We start from the raw sequence: 15,254 nt of genomic DNA on the forward strand, positions 1-15,254 counted from the left end.
AGTGGTTAAATTGAACAAATTTGAATGGATTTAAAGTGTAGCAAAAATTCTGTGTTTTGTAGAGTTTTACGCTAGATATAGAAAAAAAACAGCCCTTTCGGGCTGTTTCACACAATATATTGATTATACTGTTTATTTATTATTCTATTGCTTAGTCAACACGTTCACCATGTTGGCTCAAGTCTAGACCCATGCGCTCATCATCAGATTCAACACGAATTCCAATCACAAGGTCAATCACTTTTAAAATGATGAAAGTTAATACTGCTGAGTACGCAATTGTTGCTAATACGCCTTCAACTTGAACCCAAAGTTGATGCATGATATCCGTCGGTGCTTTATCACCCATGATGAAATCGCTAGCAAAGAAGGCCGTTAAAATTGCACCCACGATACCACCCACACCATGTAGACCAAAGGCATCCAAAGAATCATCTGCTTTTAATATACGTTTCAATCCGCTAATGCCCCAGAAGCACACTACACCACCAATAAGACCCATAGCTAGCGCGCCACCTACAGTGACAAAACCTGCTGCTGGTGTAATCACCACAAGACCAGCAACTGCACCTGATGCAGCGCCTAAAACAGAACCTTTACCACGCGCAACTTTTTCAGTAATTAACCAAGAAATTGCTGCTGCAGCCGCTGCGACTTGAGTCACAAGTAATGCATAACCTGCAGAACCGTTTGCACCCAATGCAGAACCACCGTTAAAGCCAAACCAACCTACCCAAAGTAAGCTTGCACCGACCACGGTTAAAGCCAAATTGTGCGGAGCCATTGATTCACGACCCAAGCCCATACGCTTACCGAGCATATACGCTGCAACTAGACCCGCTACACCTGAGTTAATATGAACAACCGTACCGCCTGCAAAGTCTAGAGCACCATCATGACCTAACCAACCGCCACCCCATACCCAGTGGGTAATGGGTGCGTAGACCACCACAACCCAAATCGCAGTGAATGCAACAAACGCGCCGAATTTCATACGTTCAGCAATTGAACCACTGATAATTGCAACCGTGATGATGGCAAAGGTCATTTGGAAAATGACGAATAAAATCTCAGGAATTGTCCCCGTTAACGCATCGGTAGTAATGCCTGTCAACATGAACTTATCTAAACCACCGATAAAGGCATTGCCTTCACCAAATGCTAAAGTATAGCCAATTACAACCCATGCAATACTTACTACAGCTGCAGCTACAAAGCTATGCGCCATCGTACTTAAAACGTTTTTCTTACGAACCATACCGCCGTAGAACAACGCTAAACCAGGAATAGTCATCAGTAAAACGAGTGCCGTAGAAACTAAAATCCACGCTGTATCACCTGTATCTAATTTTGGTTCTTCTTCTGCAGGTGCTGGCGCTTCTACTGAGGCAGTAACGGCTTCTACCGCTTGTGCTGCTGGGGCAGCAACATCCGTTGTTTCAACCACTGTGACTTGTTCTGATGGAGTTGGCGCTGTTGCCGCTTCTTCAGCCCATGCAACAGAGCCACCTAAAAGTGCGCTAGATAAACCCAACGCGAATAGCATCTTTTTCATTCGTATCCCCCAACCTAATTTGTGCGAGTTATGTGTTACTCAGCAAACTTCATGCCAAATTAAACGGCATCAGCACCTGTCTCACCTGTACGAATACGGATGACTTGTTCTAAATTCGTTACGAAAATCTTACCGTCACCAATTTTTCCAGTACTAGCCACACGAGTGATTGATTCAATTACCGCATCAACCATTTCATCGCTGATTGCGATCTCAATTTTTACTTTTGGTAAGAAATCAACGACATATTCAGCACCACGATAAAGTTCAGTATGACCTTTTTGACGACCAAAACCTTTGACTTCAGTCACGGTGATCCCTTGAACACCAATTTCAGATAGTGCTTCACGCACATCATCCAATTTAAACGGTTTTACAATTGCAGTTACGAGCTTCATGTTTGTTTTCCTTCGGCTTATTTCACCAGTAAGGTTTTATGTTCAAATTTCATGCCAAAAATTCTTAGGTTGGGGGAGAAAGAAAGTCTGACATGAGTTTTCTTTATACCCTATTCTATACATTTAAATGCGTTTTGAGCTTCAAAATTCAGGTTTTTTAGTCGAAGATTTAGAATTTTTTACAATCCATGAAATCATATTTCATCTGAAAGGCTATAGAGTCAGAAGCAGCAATGGTACACTGCTGTCACTTCTCCAACCCATGGATATAGAAATGATCGAAACTTTATTACAAGCCATACTGGAACAAGTCGACCAACCTAAAAAAGACTTAGAACACAATCTTCGAGCATTATTAAACGAAGCAGTCACCAAAATGGATTTAGTCTCAAAAGATGAAATTGAACGTCAACGAACTGCACTAGACAATGCAAATTTACGCTTAACTGAATTACTTGCACAGGTTGAAGCATTAGAACTACGCATTCAGAACAAAAAATAAGCACCTGCTTGGTGCAACAGAAGACACTAACGAATTAAAATAATGCACTATAATGGAACAAAATATGTCTTTTGCCAAAATTCACACTCGAGCTTTGCTCGGATTATATGCACCATCCGTTGAAGTTGAAGTTCATCTCAGCCAAGGACTTCCTTCTCTAACCATTGTGGGGCTTCCTGAAGCAGCCGTTCGAGAAAGTAAAGATCGAGTCCGCTCTGCCATCATTAATAGTGGTTATCAATTTCCGACAAAACGCCTCACCATCAATCTTGCTCCCGCAGACTTGCCCAAAGACAGTTCACGACTAGATTTACCTATTGCACTGGGTATTTTAATTGCCTCTGGTCAGCTCCCCGAACACGGGACTGAAAATTTTGAATTTATTGGTGAATTGGCACTCGATGGGCAATTGCGACCCATTTCGGGCACTCTAAGTATTGCGATAGCTTGCCAACAAGCTGGGCATCAACTGATTTTACCTGAAGCCAATGCGCAAGAAGCCTCTCAATTGCCCAACTTCCAAGTGTTTGCAGCGCAACATTTAAAACAAGTCTGTGCGCATCTGTCGCAAAACCATCTTATCCAACAGTTTCAGCCCGCGGCGCTAAAAACCTCTCAGCATTACAAATTTGATTTGGCGGATGTTAAAGGCCAACTACGTCCAAGACGTGCTTTAGAGATTGCGGCAGCAGGTGGACATTCCTTGTTGTTTAAGGGGCCTCCTGGGACAGGGAAAACCCTATTGGCATCACGTTTAGCCAGTATTCTACCGCCCTTAAACACGCAAGAGAATTTGGAAGTGGCGAGTATTTACTCGGTGGCCAATCATCAACATCCTTTTGGGCAACGTCCCTTTCGCGCACCGCACCACACGGCTTCTGCTGTTGCCTTAGTCGGTGGCGGGTCGCAACCCAAACCTGGTGAAATTACATTGGCACATAAAGGCGTGCTGTTTTTAGATGAACTACCTGAATTTGATCGAAAAGTTTTGGAGGTTCTAAGGCAACCCATTGAGTCCAAAGAAATTGTGATTTCTCGTGCTTCGCGGCAAATTACCTTTCCTGCAAATTTTCAATTAATTGCAGCAATGAACCCTTGCCCATGTGGTTATGCTTTTAATCAAGATAGTCGTTGCCAATGTTCAGCAGAAGCCATAAAACGCTATCAAAACCGTATTTCTGGCCCATTATTAGACCGTATTGATTTGCATATTGATGTGCCACCATTGCATGCCTCAGAGCTACAGGACACACAGGTTGTTGAAAACTCAGCGACCGTTCGCGAGCGGGTCATTCAAGCTTATGAAAGACAAATCCAGCGCCAAACCTGTCTCAACATGGCATTATCACCCAAACAACTCGAACAGTTTGCTCTACTAGATACAGCAACTACTCTTATCTTTGAAAAAGCACAGCAACGTCTGAACTTATCTGCCCGTGGTTATCATCGTATTTTAAGAGTAGCTCGAACCATTGCAGACTTGGCTGAGTCAGAGCATATCCAAACAACACATTTAACCGAAGCGCTGTCTTACCGACAGCAAAATGCCTAAAAATCACCCAACTTCATATAAAAAAACCCTCTAGTCCTTAGGACTAGAGGGTTTTTGAAGGGATTAAAACTTAGAAAGTTTTAGTCAAGGTAAACACTGCACCTGTTTCTACACCACGTGCTGTAGCATGATCTAGATCATCGGTATCAATATTGGTACCTACTGCTGCTAACTCTGCTGTTGCACCAGAGATAGATTTGAATGCATAGGTCACGCCCACTTTCCAATCTACATAGTTATCATCACCATTGAATGAATATTTATCTTCATCACTTACCACGGTATAACCCACATTCGCTACACCACCAAAGCCTGTTGAACCAAATGGAATTGCATAACCTGCATTGATGTTCCAACTGTCTGTATCTTCTGCAATATAGTCATTGGTATAGTTTATATTGGTCAGTAAGCTATCACCTTCAGTAAAGACACTCGCAAAGGTTAATTTGCCATAAAACTCTAACCAGTTCAGATCATCTGCACTTGGGTAGTTGTAGTACACCATGCCCACATCAAGTACAGGCTTGCTAGCAAAACTCTCTAAGGTGGTTGCAAAACCAATTGATGGATCGAGTTCTAAGCTCGGTGAACCTTCACCAAAATCAACATTTGAACCCCAAAGGCCCAAATACACGCCTGATTCATGTGCCAAAGTAAAGCCCGCTTGTACCGCCGGATCATTTTGGGTTTGAGTTAAACCACGGAAACGATAGTCGGTTGTTACAGCAGCGCTTCCGCTAAAAGAGAAACCAAACGGTAGTGCTGGTTCGTCATCTGCGAAAGTGAATGTAGAAGCTGAAGCCACTACAGCTAAAGATAATGCTTTAAGTGCAAATTTCATTGTTTGATTCCCCTACATCGTATCCGACGTTTTTTTGGTTATTTCGATAAACTCATGTAGGAATTAGCAATAGCTATGCCAAACTCAAATTAAAATCAGTTACACTCTCATAAAAAATAGAATAATTATTTGTTTTATAAAAATTTATTAAGAATAAAAAAAATTAAACACCATCTGCCTTCTATGGCCAATAACATTCGCTGTTAATTTATGTAATTTAATTTAGCTCAACATAATTGTTTACAATATGCGCTATTTTGAACCCAGCTTTTATACTTGCTCTTTTTAAATGCATAAAAAAAGTGCACCAGCATGATATAAGCTGATGCACTTTTAATCAGAAAATATTAGAAATTATAGGCTAACCCTAACACTACATGATGATCTAAATCATTTCCTGCTCGGTCATATACCCCATAAATATAATCAGCAGACAGCTCAAAACCTGTATTTGCAATAGGTTTAGTCAAACCTAGTCGAATTTCATTTAAAGTTAAGCGTCGCTCAGTGGAGAACATCACATCGTTGCCATGCTGATAAAGCGATACCCCTAAAGAGCTGTTGAAGCTAATGTCGTGTGGAAGTATATAATGGTGCGTCAGATTTAAATAAGTATCTCCTGCATTGGCATAACTTACATTAGCCAATGCTATGCTGACACCTAAAACAAAATCTTGATACGAAAGATTACTCACCCATTCTGCACCTGTAGTGCTTCTGCGCTGTGAGCCATCTTCACTCGAAACAGAGCCACCATCATTATATAAATAAGTGACAATATGTGAACGATAGCTTAGATCAGGACTCAAGCTTCCTGCATAGCCAATATAGAAGTCGTGTTCAAAGCCGTGATCCTTACTGGCATCTGCTGCATCATAATTGAGTGTAGACCCCCAATACCCGACATATACCCCCGAGGCATCTGCATATTCAAGCCCCACTTGTACAGTTGGGTTATCATTCTCAACACCACCGCGATAGATATACTGACTCATCACAGCAAGGCCTCCGCTGACCTTATTTTTTGAACTTTCTTTTTGTTCCTCACTCGCCATTGTCACCGTACTGCTAAAGATCAAACCAAAAAACAGTGCAACTTTATGTGAATCTTTATGCATTTAAACTCTCAAATTTAACTTAAAAAAATCTTTCAAAGATTCGCTATGCATAAATTTTAAAACGGTTTTTTAATAATTGGTAAAATTTATATGAAAAAGAACAACATAAATGCTTACACATTCATTTTTATATTTTCTATCTTTGCAGTATTTGATTGGATGAAAATCAAACAAAGCCTTTGTTTAAAAGGCAAAGCGACTGGACGATCTATATATTATATTCTTCGATCTATATCAGAATAGAGAATTAAGAAAAGAAAAATAATTAAATGTTTTATAAAGAGTTATTTTAAAAAACAGAGTATTTTAACTAAAAATAAAATATTTAGAACATATCACTTACAAAAAAGTGCATTACTTTAGTTGAATATATTAAAGAAAAATGACAATTTTTCTGCGATTACTTATACAATTATTGCTCTCTTTCCATCCAATTTGTATAAGGTTCGCTCCCCAATGCAAAACACAAAAAAATTAGCATTAGCAGTTTTAGTTCAAACTGCACTTATATCAACAGCTTTTGCAAGTGAGCAAAGCGAATCTAAAGGTTTCGTAGAAGACGCTGAAGGATCAGTTTTATTCCGTACAGGTTACTTAACCCGTGACAAGAAAAATGGTGCAGCTGATACAAGTTCAGCGGCTCAAACAGCGATGGTTAAAATTGAGTCTGGTTATACTCAAGGTCTTGTAGGCTTTGGTGTCGGCATTATTGGCGATACATCATTTAAATTGGGTAAAAATGGTCATACAGCTAACCAAATGATCCCAACCCATCCGCAAGACAATGCTGATGGTACCAAAGATGCGTATGACTACTGGACACGTGGTGGCGGTATTGTAAAAGCGCGTATCTCAAACACAGAAGTGCGTTACGGTACTCAAGTACTCGACCTACCTGTACTCGCAAGCAACACTGCTCGTTTAGTACCTGAATATTTTGAAGGGGTCTTAGCAACAAGCCGTGAAATCAATGGTCTTGAGTTGACTGCTGGTAAATTTACCAAAGATCAAATGTCTGAACAAATTAACAGTGATGGCAACCATTTAGACCGCGCTGTCGTTTGGGGCGCGAAATATAAATTTAATGATGACCTAAATGCATCTTACTTTGGATTAGACAGCAAGAATGCTCTTGAACGCCATTATGTAAATGCCAACTATAAGCAAGCTTTGGCAAACAACAGCTCTTTAACCTATGACTTCAGCGGTTACCACACTGAGTGGGATAAGGGTGCTAACACAAGTTTATCTACTTTGCCTGTTACCTCATCTGAGCGTAGCAACAATATTTGGGCATTGTCTGGTACATATAACCAAGATGCGCACAATGTTATGCTTGCATACCAACAAAGTACAGGCAACACAAACTATGCATATGGTGAAAATGCTGACGGTTTCCAAAGTATTTATCTACCAAACTCATACCTTTCTGACTTTAACGGTCGTGGTGAAAAATCTGTTCAAGTTCAATATAGCCTAGACTTTGCAAATTACGGTGTGCCTGGTCTCAGCTGGACCACTGCGTATGTTTATGGTTGGGATATTGATACAGCAACTGATGACAATGCGAAAGAAAGCGAACTCTTTAACCAAGTGAAATATACAGTTCAATCTGGTTTTGCTAAAGATGCAAGCTTACGTTTACGTTATTCTCACTATCGTGCTGATGATGCTTATAATGCTGATTATATGCCAGACACCAACGAATGGCGTATTTGGTTAGACATTCCTGTGAAATTCTTCTAATTTCTACGGAAAAGCTAGTCTAATAAAAAACCTGCACATTGTGCAGGTTTTTTATTGAAGCCATCAATCAAACACGATTCAATTGAGGCTTCACAGACAGGATTATTTTGCTGCTTCGATTGCTTTAAGCACTTCTTGCTTAGCAACTTCAGAACCTTCCCAACCTGTTAATTTAACCCATTTCCCTGGCTCTAAGTCTTTATAGTGCGCAAAGAAGTGCTCAACTTGTTGAATCAGTAAAGGTGGAAGGTCTGTATATTCTTTCACATCTTTATAAATTGGTGTTAATTTGTCGTGTGGTACTGCAATCAATTTCGCATCAATACCACCATCATCTTCCATATTCAGTTTGCCTACTGGACGGCAACGAATTACAGAACCTGGCTCTACAGGATGAGGAGTCACAACAAGTACGTCTAATGGGTCACCATCTTCAGACAACGTGTTTGGTACATAACCATAGTTCGCAGGGTAGAACATTGCTGTACCCATGAAACGATCTACAAAAAGCGCATCCGAATCTTTATCAATTTCATATTTGATTGGTGCTGCATTTGCAGGAATTTCGATGATCACGTAGATATCGTTCGGTGCATCTTTACCCGCTGGGATATTGCTGTAGCTCATAACATCACTCTTTAACAAGTTAAATCTTTTAAAAACCACATTGATTATAACGGGTTTTCAGAAAAAATATTTCGGCGATTATACATTCACTAGGTGAAAATATGTATGTTTCATACGTTAACCCGTCGTCAACTTAATCACCAAAAGCAATAAACAAATCGGACAAAGCAATGATAATAACCAAATGATCGTACGTAGCGTTGCCCAATTGACCAAATAGCAAATGCCATACAACACACGCAGAACAAGATAAGCGATACCAAAAGTCATAGTGACCACTTGTGGAATTACCATGTATTCAGCCATTAAAATCGCAGCAATAAATAAAGGTAGACCTTCAAAGCTATTTTGCTGTACCGCATTGGCACGCGCGGCTAGACCTGTGGTTTTATCTAGAAATTCGCGAGGGTGTTGGTTATCTTTAGCACGAAATCCTGCCGACTTTTTAGCAATAACGGTAAATACATATGGCAGTAAACAAGCAACTAAAATGAGATAAATAATCCCGCTAATGCTTTGCATTGGTTTTTTCTCATCAAGATCATTTCGAAGGCTATCATAGCATGGCATTCCAAAGATAAATTTGGTTAAATTATAGTGTTTTTATAATTTCCCGATGAGACCCACTATGGCTAGCCCAGATCAAAAAGAAATGTTCGACGTACTCGACATTCAGCGTCAACATCAACGCCAAGTGGATCGTGTTTTAAAAATTGTTCTCCCCATCACAGCTTTTCTACTGACGGTTATTTGTGCCAATATGAATATCGGCTCAACAATCGGTACATTGATTATGCTGATTATCGCATTTTGGATGGTTGGGATTAGACGCCAAACACTTTGGTATTGGCTGATTGCTGTCACTATCTATTGCTTCATCGACAATGTACTTAGCTATGGCACATTTGCATTCCCAGCCTTTAGTCGCCAGTGTGGCACCATGTTGACCTTTATCGGTATTTTGGGTATTGGCCGTCCCTATATCGACCGTTGGCTAATGAAAAACTAAAAATAGAAATAGAAAAAAAAGCGCCATTCGGCGCTTTTTTTAGGACTCAACTTATGCTGTTTTACGCAAATCTTTACGTAAGATTTTACCTACGTTTGATTTTGGTAATTCATCCATAAATTCAACATAACGCGGGCGTTTGTACCCTGTTAAGTTTTCTTTAGCAAATGCCAGAACTTCTTCTGTGGTTAAAGACGGATCTTTTTTCACCACAAATAGTTTTGGCACTTCACCTGATTTTTCATCTGGCACACCAATTGCTGCAACTTCCAAGACTTTAGGATGTTTTGCAACCACTTCTTCAATTTCCGAAGGATAAACGTTGAAGCCTGATACCAAAATCATGTCTTTTTTACGGTCTACAATTTTTATGTAGCCACGAGGATCCATCACACCGATATCACCTGTACGGAAGAAACCATCTTCAGTCATCACTTTAGCGGTTTCATCTGGGCGGTTCCAGTAACCACGCATCACCTGCGGACCACGGATTGAAATTTCACCTTGTTCGCCCAGTACAACTTCGTTGCCATCATCATCCAAAATCGCAACTTCAGTTAATGGCAATGGAATACCAATTGTGCCACTGAATTCTTCAGATGCAGGTGGATTTGCCGTTGCAACAGGCGAAGTTTCAGATAGACCATAACCTTCGATAATGTTGGTTCCAGTAATTCGCTTCCATGCTTCAGCCGTAGAAGGAAGAACTGCCATACCACCGCCCATTGCCATTTTTAATTTGCTGTGGTCAAGTTGTTTAAACTCTTCGTTGTTCACCAAAGCATTGAATAAAGTATTCACTGCTGGGAAGAACGATGGTTGATACTTACGTAATTCTTTCATTACCCCAGGTAAATCACGTGGGTTTGGAATGAGAACATTGGCTTGACCTTTGTACATACCGTACATCGCACAAACCATGAACGCAAAAATGTGATAAAGCGGTAAGGCACAGAAAATACGGTCATCGGGCTGACCATCTTGTGCGCCAAATTTACTTTGGAAAATACCATCACATTGCAACATGTTCGCTACAAGGTTACGATGCGTCAGTTCTGCACCTTTAGACACCCCTGTAGTGCCGCCAGTATACTGAAGCACTGCGGTGTCACTTAACGTTAAGTTCGGACGCTTATAATTGCTTGCACTGACTTTAGACATAGCAGCATTAAAGCGAATATGACCTGGAATATTCCATGCAGGAATTTGCTTACGTACTGAACGTAATACAAAGTTCACCAGTGTGCCTTTTAATGCACCCAACATGTCACCTACAGAGGCAATCACGACATGTTTAACAGGCGTTTTACCATTAATTGTTTGGTAAACAGATGCGAAATTCTCAATAATAACAAGAACTTCTGAGCCTGAGTCATTTAACTGATGTTCAAGCTCACGTGCGGTATACAGTGGGTTGACGTTGACCAGTACTAAGCCAGCACGGAAGACACCCAAAGCAACGATAGGATACTGAAGAACGTTTGGCATCATCACAGCGACACGTGAACCTTTTGCAAGACCTAAACTTTGCAAATAGGTTGCAAATTTACGACTTGCCTCTTCTAACTCACTAAAAGTCAATACTTTATCCATAAAGATAAAGGCATCTCGTGAGCCAAATTTTTGGAAATTTCTTTCAAATACATCAACCAATGACGTATTTTCTGGTGGCAATTCTACAGTCTCTGGAATCCCCGTTTTTTGGTATTCTGCGAACCAAATCTTTTCCATATCGCCCGATTCTCCTATCAGTAATCCTTAAATTCTCAGCTGTTGTTCTCAATATTAAGCGCTCTTTATTTAACTTGTGTTGCTTAATATTGCATCCATTTCCCGCATACATACCATATATAACGTATTTTGATCAATGGATGCTAGTTTTATCTCTGAACTAACAGTTTATTTGCTTTTTGATAACCACGTGGTAATAACTGTCCTTTGGATGCCCGTTTACCCACATATTTTTCTAAATCATCGCCCTTCAATTTTAATTGCTGCTGTCCTGCAACGACTTGCAGTATTTCATCTAGCGTTAATCTTGTCATGAATACAATTTGATCTTTCTCTTCAAGTTGTATCAATTTATTACCTTTACCTTTATTTAAAATAGGCAACTCTGACAACTCTAAAATCAACAAACGACCCGTTGAAGTCAATAACGCCAAATGGGTGGCTTGATCAACACTAGTCAACGGCATGACTGTGGCTTTTTCAGGTAAAGTTAGGAAGGCTTTACCCGCTTTTGCATTGGTATCCAACTGTTTTGCCTGTGTTTTAAAACCATAGCCTTTACTGCTCAGAGCCACAACTTCAGCTTCATCTTCAGCAATAAAAATTTGCTTAAAACCTACACCACTGGCTGGCGATAATTTTGAACTCAACGGTTCTCCCAGACCCCGTGCGGACGGTAGGCTCGCTATGGCTAGGGCATAACTACGCCCTGACTCATCCAATACATACACGCGCTGATTAGATTTTCCTTGTGCATGACTGAGATATTGATCGCCAGCACGGAAATTTAAGTGCTCTGCGTCTACATCATGACCTTTGGCTGAACGAATCCATCCCGCTTCAGACAACACCACCGTCACAGGATCCGCAGGCATAAAGTCCTGCTCACTCATCGCTGTTGCTTCTGCACGATGTACGATTGGCGAACGACGGTCATCACCAAATTTTTTCGCATCATCTTTAAGTTCATTGATAATCAAAGCTTTCAAAGACTCAGGATTGGCCAATTGTTCACGAATCAATGCAGCTTTGGCTTCTAACTCTTCTTGCTCACGGCGCATTTCCATTTCTTCAAGTCGGGCCAAATGACGCAACTTGAGTTCTAAAATAGCTTCGGCCTGAATGTCATCAATATTAAAACGTGACATCAACTCTGCTTTGGGATGCTCTTCTTCACGAATAATACGAATCACTTCATCAATATTTAGATAGGCAATAATCAAACCACCCAAAATATGTAAGCGCTTTTCAATTTTATTCAGGTGATATTGCAAACGACGGGTAACGGTTTCCTTTCGAATTTCAATCCATTCCAGCAAAATACGACGAATTGATTTCACTTGCGGACGGCCATCCGCACCAATCATGTTCATATTGACACGATAGCTCGACTCTAAATCGGTTGTTGCAAAAAGGTGGCTCATCACCGCTTCAGCATCAATCCGATTTGAGCGCAGTACAATCACCAAGCGGGTTGGGTTTTGATGGTCGGATTCATCACGTACATCACTCACCAAAGGCAGTTTTTTCGCCTGCATTTGATCTGCAATTTGCGAAATGACCTTCGAGCCTGAAACTTGATAAGGCAAGTCCGTGATCACAATTTCATTTTTTTCGATGCTATACACCGAACGCATACGGTAACTGCCCCGACCTGTGCTTTGTATTTTTAATAACTCTTCAGGTGGCGTAATAATTTCTGCTTTGGTCGGCAAATCTGGTGCAGGAATGTATTCTGCAACTTTGTCATCGCTTAAATTTGGATTACGAATTAAGGCAATGGTGCCTTTTACGACTTCACGCAGGTTGTGTGGAGGAATGTCCGTAGCCATGCCTACTGCAATACCTGTGGTACCGTTTAACAAAATATTCGGAATACGTGCAGGTAAAGTCACTGGCTCTTTCATCGAACCATCAAAGTTGTCCTGCCAGTCACAAGTCCCCTGTCCCAACTCAGACAACAGCACTTCACTATACTGAGATAATTTGGCTTCGGTATAACGCATCGCTGCGAACGATTTCGGGTCATCGGGCGACCCCCAGTTACCTTGACCTTCAATAAACGGATAACGATAACTAAAAGGCTGTGCCATCAGCACCATCGCTTCATAGCAGGCCGAATCACCATGCGGGTGATACTTACCGAGCACATCACCAACGGTACGCGCAGATTTTTTGGGTTTACCGCTATGTTTTAGCCCCAATTCACTCATGGCATACACAATACGGCGTTGTACAGGTTTTAAACCATCGCTGATATGCGGTAAGGCACGATCCATGATCACGTACATGGCGTAATTGAGATAGGCTTGTTCAGTAAATTCTGCTACGGAACGGTTTTCTGTCGCTTGATGCGCAAGGCTTGTCATAACAACCTGTCATCCTAATTAATCGTTTTTTGTTTAAGTTCTTATGCTATGTCGCAGGCTCAGCCTATACAAGTGAAAGCGTACACCACTACGACAAATTGCGTCTTTAGATGTTCCTAATGTCGTAAAATTATCCATTTTTTTTAAAATGAGCAACTAATTATTTCGAAGTTCCTATCTTGCTCTTATTTAGGATTGAAATAGAGTAACTACACACCCTCTACGCTTATGTCATGACATTGAATATGATGATCGAGCACATCGCCAATCACACACTTTCAACTAGATATGCGAGCTGTCTTAAACCGGAATTTGATACTCCGTGAGTCCCACATTTCAAAGATATTGTGGTAACAGAAAAGTTTCAATTCTGCTCGCTCACGCGGTTTGATTGTTCCTGAAGATCAAGGGACTAAAACACATCCCTCTATCTTCAGTCTGTACATTTTACAAACCAATCTCTTCCAATGTTTTGCCTTTGGTCTCTTCACCCAAAATCAAAATCACCGCCGCCACCGCAAGCAGTACTGCGGTAAACATTATAAAGATTGCACTAAAACCATTGCTCATGACCATCATATGCGTCACCACCATCGGTGCGACAATGCCGCCCATACGACCAATGGCCGATGCCCAGCCCGAACCAAAAGCCCGAATATTGGTTGGATATTGCTCTGGAGTGTAGGTATACAAAACACCCCATGCGCCGAGATTAAAGAATGACATCAGACAGCCCCAGAACATGATCATGCTCACAGTGTCAGCTTGACCAAAGAAATAGGCCGAAACTGCACACATGCCAATAAAACCAGCTAAGGTTGCTTTACGTCCAAGTTTTTCGACCAGCCATGCTGCAGCCACATAGCCTGGAAGCTGTGCCAAAATCATCACCAGTACATATTCAAAAGACTGAACAATGCTATACCCCTGCTTCACCAGCAAACTTGGCAACCACGTAAAAATGCCATAATAAGAGTACACAATGCCAAACCAAATCAGCCATAACATCAAGGTTCTACGTGCAAATGCACCCGACCAAAGCTGAGTAAAAGACACATTCTTTTTTTCTGCCACAGGTTTGACAATGATATGTTCAACGACTTCAACGCCACATTGACGTTCAATCTGCTGCACCAAAGCGTGCGCTTCTACAATTCGACCACGGTTGATAAGATAAGGAATCGACTCAGGCACTTTGAACCAAATGACAATGGCATACAGTGCAGGAATCCCGCCCATCAAAAAAGCCATGTGCCAGCCAAACTTTGGAATCACAAAATACGCCACTAAGGCAGCACAGAGCCAACCTAAGCCCCAAAAACTCTCTAGCAGAACAATAAAACGCCCACGTACCTGCGCAGGAATATACTCACTGACCAAGGTCACTGCTACTGGCAACTGTCCACCTAAACCAAGACCCACAATAAAACGAAACAGCAATAGCCACGTTAAGTTGGGAGCAAAAGCACAGGCTGCCGTCGCCAAACTATAAATCACTAATGTTGCAGCAAAAACCGTTTTACGTCCGATGCGGTCGGCCAAGCCCCCTGAACACACCGCACCAATCGCCATTCCGACAAAGCCTATTGAGACGACCCAACCTTTCTCAGTTGGGCTCATGTGCCAGTCTTCAGCCATTTTCGCCAAAATAAAAGAAATCAGCCCCGTGTCCATGGCATCGAACATCCAGCCCAAGCCAATCACCCATAACAAGGTGTAGTGGAATTTACCGATCGGTAAGCGTTGTATACGGGAAACTAAATCCATAGCTTGACCTCTAAAGCGGAAAAAGGATAGCGGGCTGCT

The 15,254-nt window shown here is 41.3% G+C and carries 13 protein-coding genes; 4 read left to right on the top strand and 9 right to left on the bottom strand.

The genetic code is table 11. The annotated features are described in order from the left end of the window. Window positions 1–151: 151 nt before the first annotated feature. Both B9T36_RS12440 and glnK read right to left on the bottom strand, forming a co-directional pair. On the bottom strand, window positions 152–1,555 hold the full coding sequence (locus B9T36_RS12440) for an ammonium transporter (RefSeq protein ID WP_086209786.1): 1,404 nt from the start codon (window positions 1,553–1,555) through the stop codon (window positions 152–154). 59 nt (window positions 1,556–1,614) lie between these two features. After that, the gene (gene glnK / locus B9T36_RS12445; RefSeq protein ID WP_004281042.1) at window positions 1,615–1,953 is read right to left on the bottom strand and encodes a P-II family nitrogen regulator; all 339 of its coding nucleotides are present in this window, start codon (window positions 1,951–1,953) and stop codon (window positions 1,615–1,617) included. A 274-nt stretch (window positions 1,954–2,227) separates the two neighbouring features. On the opposite strand from glnK, the gene B9T36_RS12450 reads away from it, so the two are divergent. Both B9T36_RS12450 and B9T36_RS12455 read left to right on the top strand, forming a co-directional pair. Continuing rightward, entirely contained in the window at window positions 2,228–2,455 is a 228-nt protein-coding gene (locus B9T36_RS12450) for an accessory factor UbiK family protein (protein ID WP_086209815.1), read from the top strand. 64 nt (window positions 2,456–2,519) lie between these two features. Continuing rightward, window positions 2,520–4,007 carry a YifB family Mg chelatase-like AAA ATPase gene (locus B9T36_RS12455; RefSeq protein WP_086209787.1) on the top strand — a complete coding sequence of 496 codons (1,488 nt, stop codon included), beginning with the start codon at window positions 2,520–2,522 and terminating at the stop codon, window positions 4,005–4,007. A gap of 70 nt (window positions 4,008–4,077) precedes the next feature. Here the strand turns inward: B9T36_RS12455 and B9T36_RS12460 are convergent, their stop codons facing one another. Then, window positions 4,078–4,848: a TorF family putative porin gene (locus B9T36_RS12460; RefSeq protein WP_086209788.1), complete on the bottom strand. Its 771-nt coding sequence runs from the start codon at window positions 4,846–4,848 to the stop codon at window positions 4,078–4,080. A 347-nt stretch (window positions 4,849–5,195) separates the two neighbouring features. Further along, window positions 5,196–5,966 carry a TorF family putative porin gene (locus tag B9T36_RS12465; RefSeq protein WP_086209789.1) on the bottom strand — a complete coding sequence of 257 codons (771 nt, stop codon included), beginning with the start codon at window positions 5,964–5,966 and terminating at the stop codon, window positions 5,196–5,198. Window positions 5,967–6,422: 456 nt separating this feature from the next. Between B9T36_RS12465 and B9T36_RS12470 the strand changes: the two genes are divergently transcribed. Beyond that, window positions 6,423–7,712, top strand: a complete 1,290-nt coding sequence (locus B9T36_RS12470) for an OprD family outer membrane porin (RefSeq protein ID WP_086209790.1) — start codon at window positions 6,423–6,425, stop codon at window positions 7,710–7,712. A gap of 102 nt (window positions 7,713–7,814) precedes the next feature. On the opposite strand, the gene ppa is transcribed toward B9T36_RS12470, so the two are convergent. Together ppa and B9T36_RS12480 are read right to left on the bottom strand one after the other, a co-directional pair. Continuing rightward, a complete protein-coding gene (gene ppa, locus B9T36_RS12475; RefSeq protein ID WP_004692877.1) occupies window positions 7,815–8,339 on the bottom strand; it encodes an inorganic diphosphatase in 525 nt (174 codons plus the stop codon). A 117-nt stretch (window positions 8,340–8,456) separates the two neighbouring features. Further along, complete coding sequence (locus B9T36_RS12480) at window positions 8,457–8,861, bottom strand: MAPEG family protein (protein WP_086209791.1); 405 nt, start codon at window positions 8,859–8,861, stop codon at window positions 8,457–8,459. Window positions 8,862–8,967: 106 nt separating this feature from the next. On the opposite strand from B9T36_RS12480, the gene B9T36_RS12485 reads away from it, so the two are divergent. Continuing rightward, window positions 8,968–9,348, top strand: coding sequence for a hypothetical protein (locus B9T36_RS12485; protein WP_086209792.1), 381 nt, complete (start codon window positions 8,968–8,970; stop codon window positions 9,346–9,348). 51 nt (window positions 9,349–9,399) lie between these two features. Here the strand turns inward: B9T36_RS12485 and B9T36_RS12490 are convergent, their stop codons facing one another. From B9T36_RS12490 to B9T36_RS12500, 3 genes are all read right to left on the bottom strand, one after another. After that, entirely contained in the window at window positions 9,400–11,079 is a 1,680-nt protein-coding gene (locus B9T36_RS12490) for an AMP-binding protein (RefSeq protein ID WP_086209793.1), read from the bottom strand. A 149-nt stretch (window positions 11,080–11,228) separates the two neighbouring features. Next, window positions 11,229–13,448, bottom strand: coding sequence for a DNA topoisomerase IV subunit A (parC, locus tag B9T36_RS12495; protein ID WP_086209794.1), 2,220 nt, complete (start codon window positions 13,446–13,448; stop codon window positions 11,229–11,231). Between the two features lie 447 nt (window positions 13,449–13,895). After that, window positions 13,896–15,215: an MFS transporter gene (locus B9T36_RS12500; protein WP_086209795.1), complete on the bottom strand. Its 1,320-nt coding sequence runs from the start codon at window positions 15,213–15,215 to the stop codon at window positions 13,896–13,898. Window positions 15,216–15,254: the final 39 nt, after the last annotated feature.

The organism is Acinetobacter sp. ANC 4204, assembly GCF_002135205.1.
Lineage (GTDB): Bacteria > Pseudomonadota > Gammaproteobacteria > Pseudomonadales > Moraxellaceae > Acinetobacter.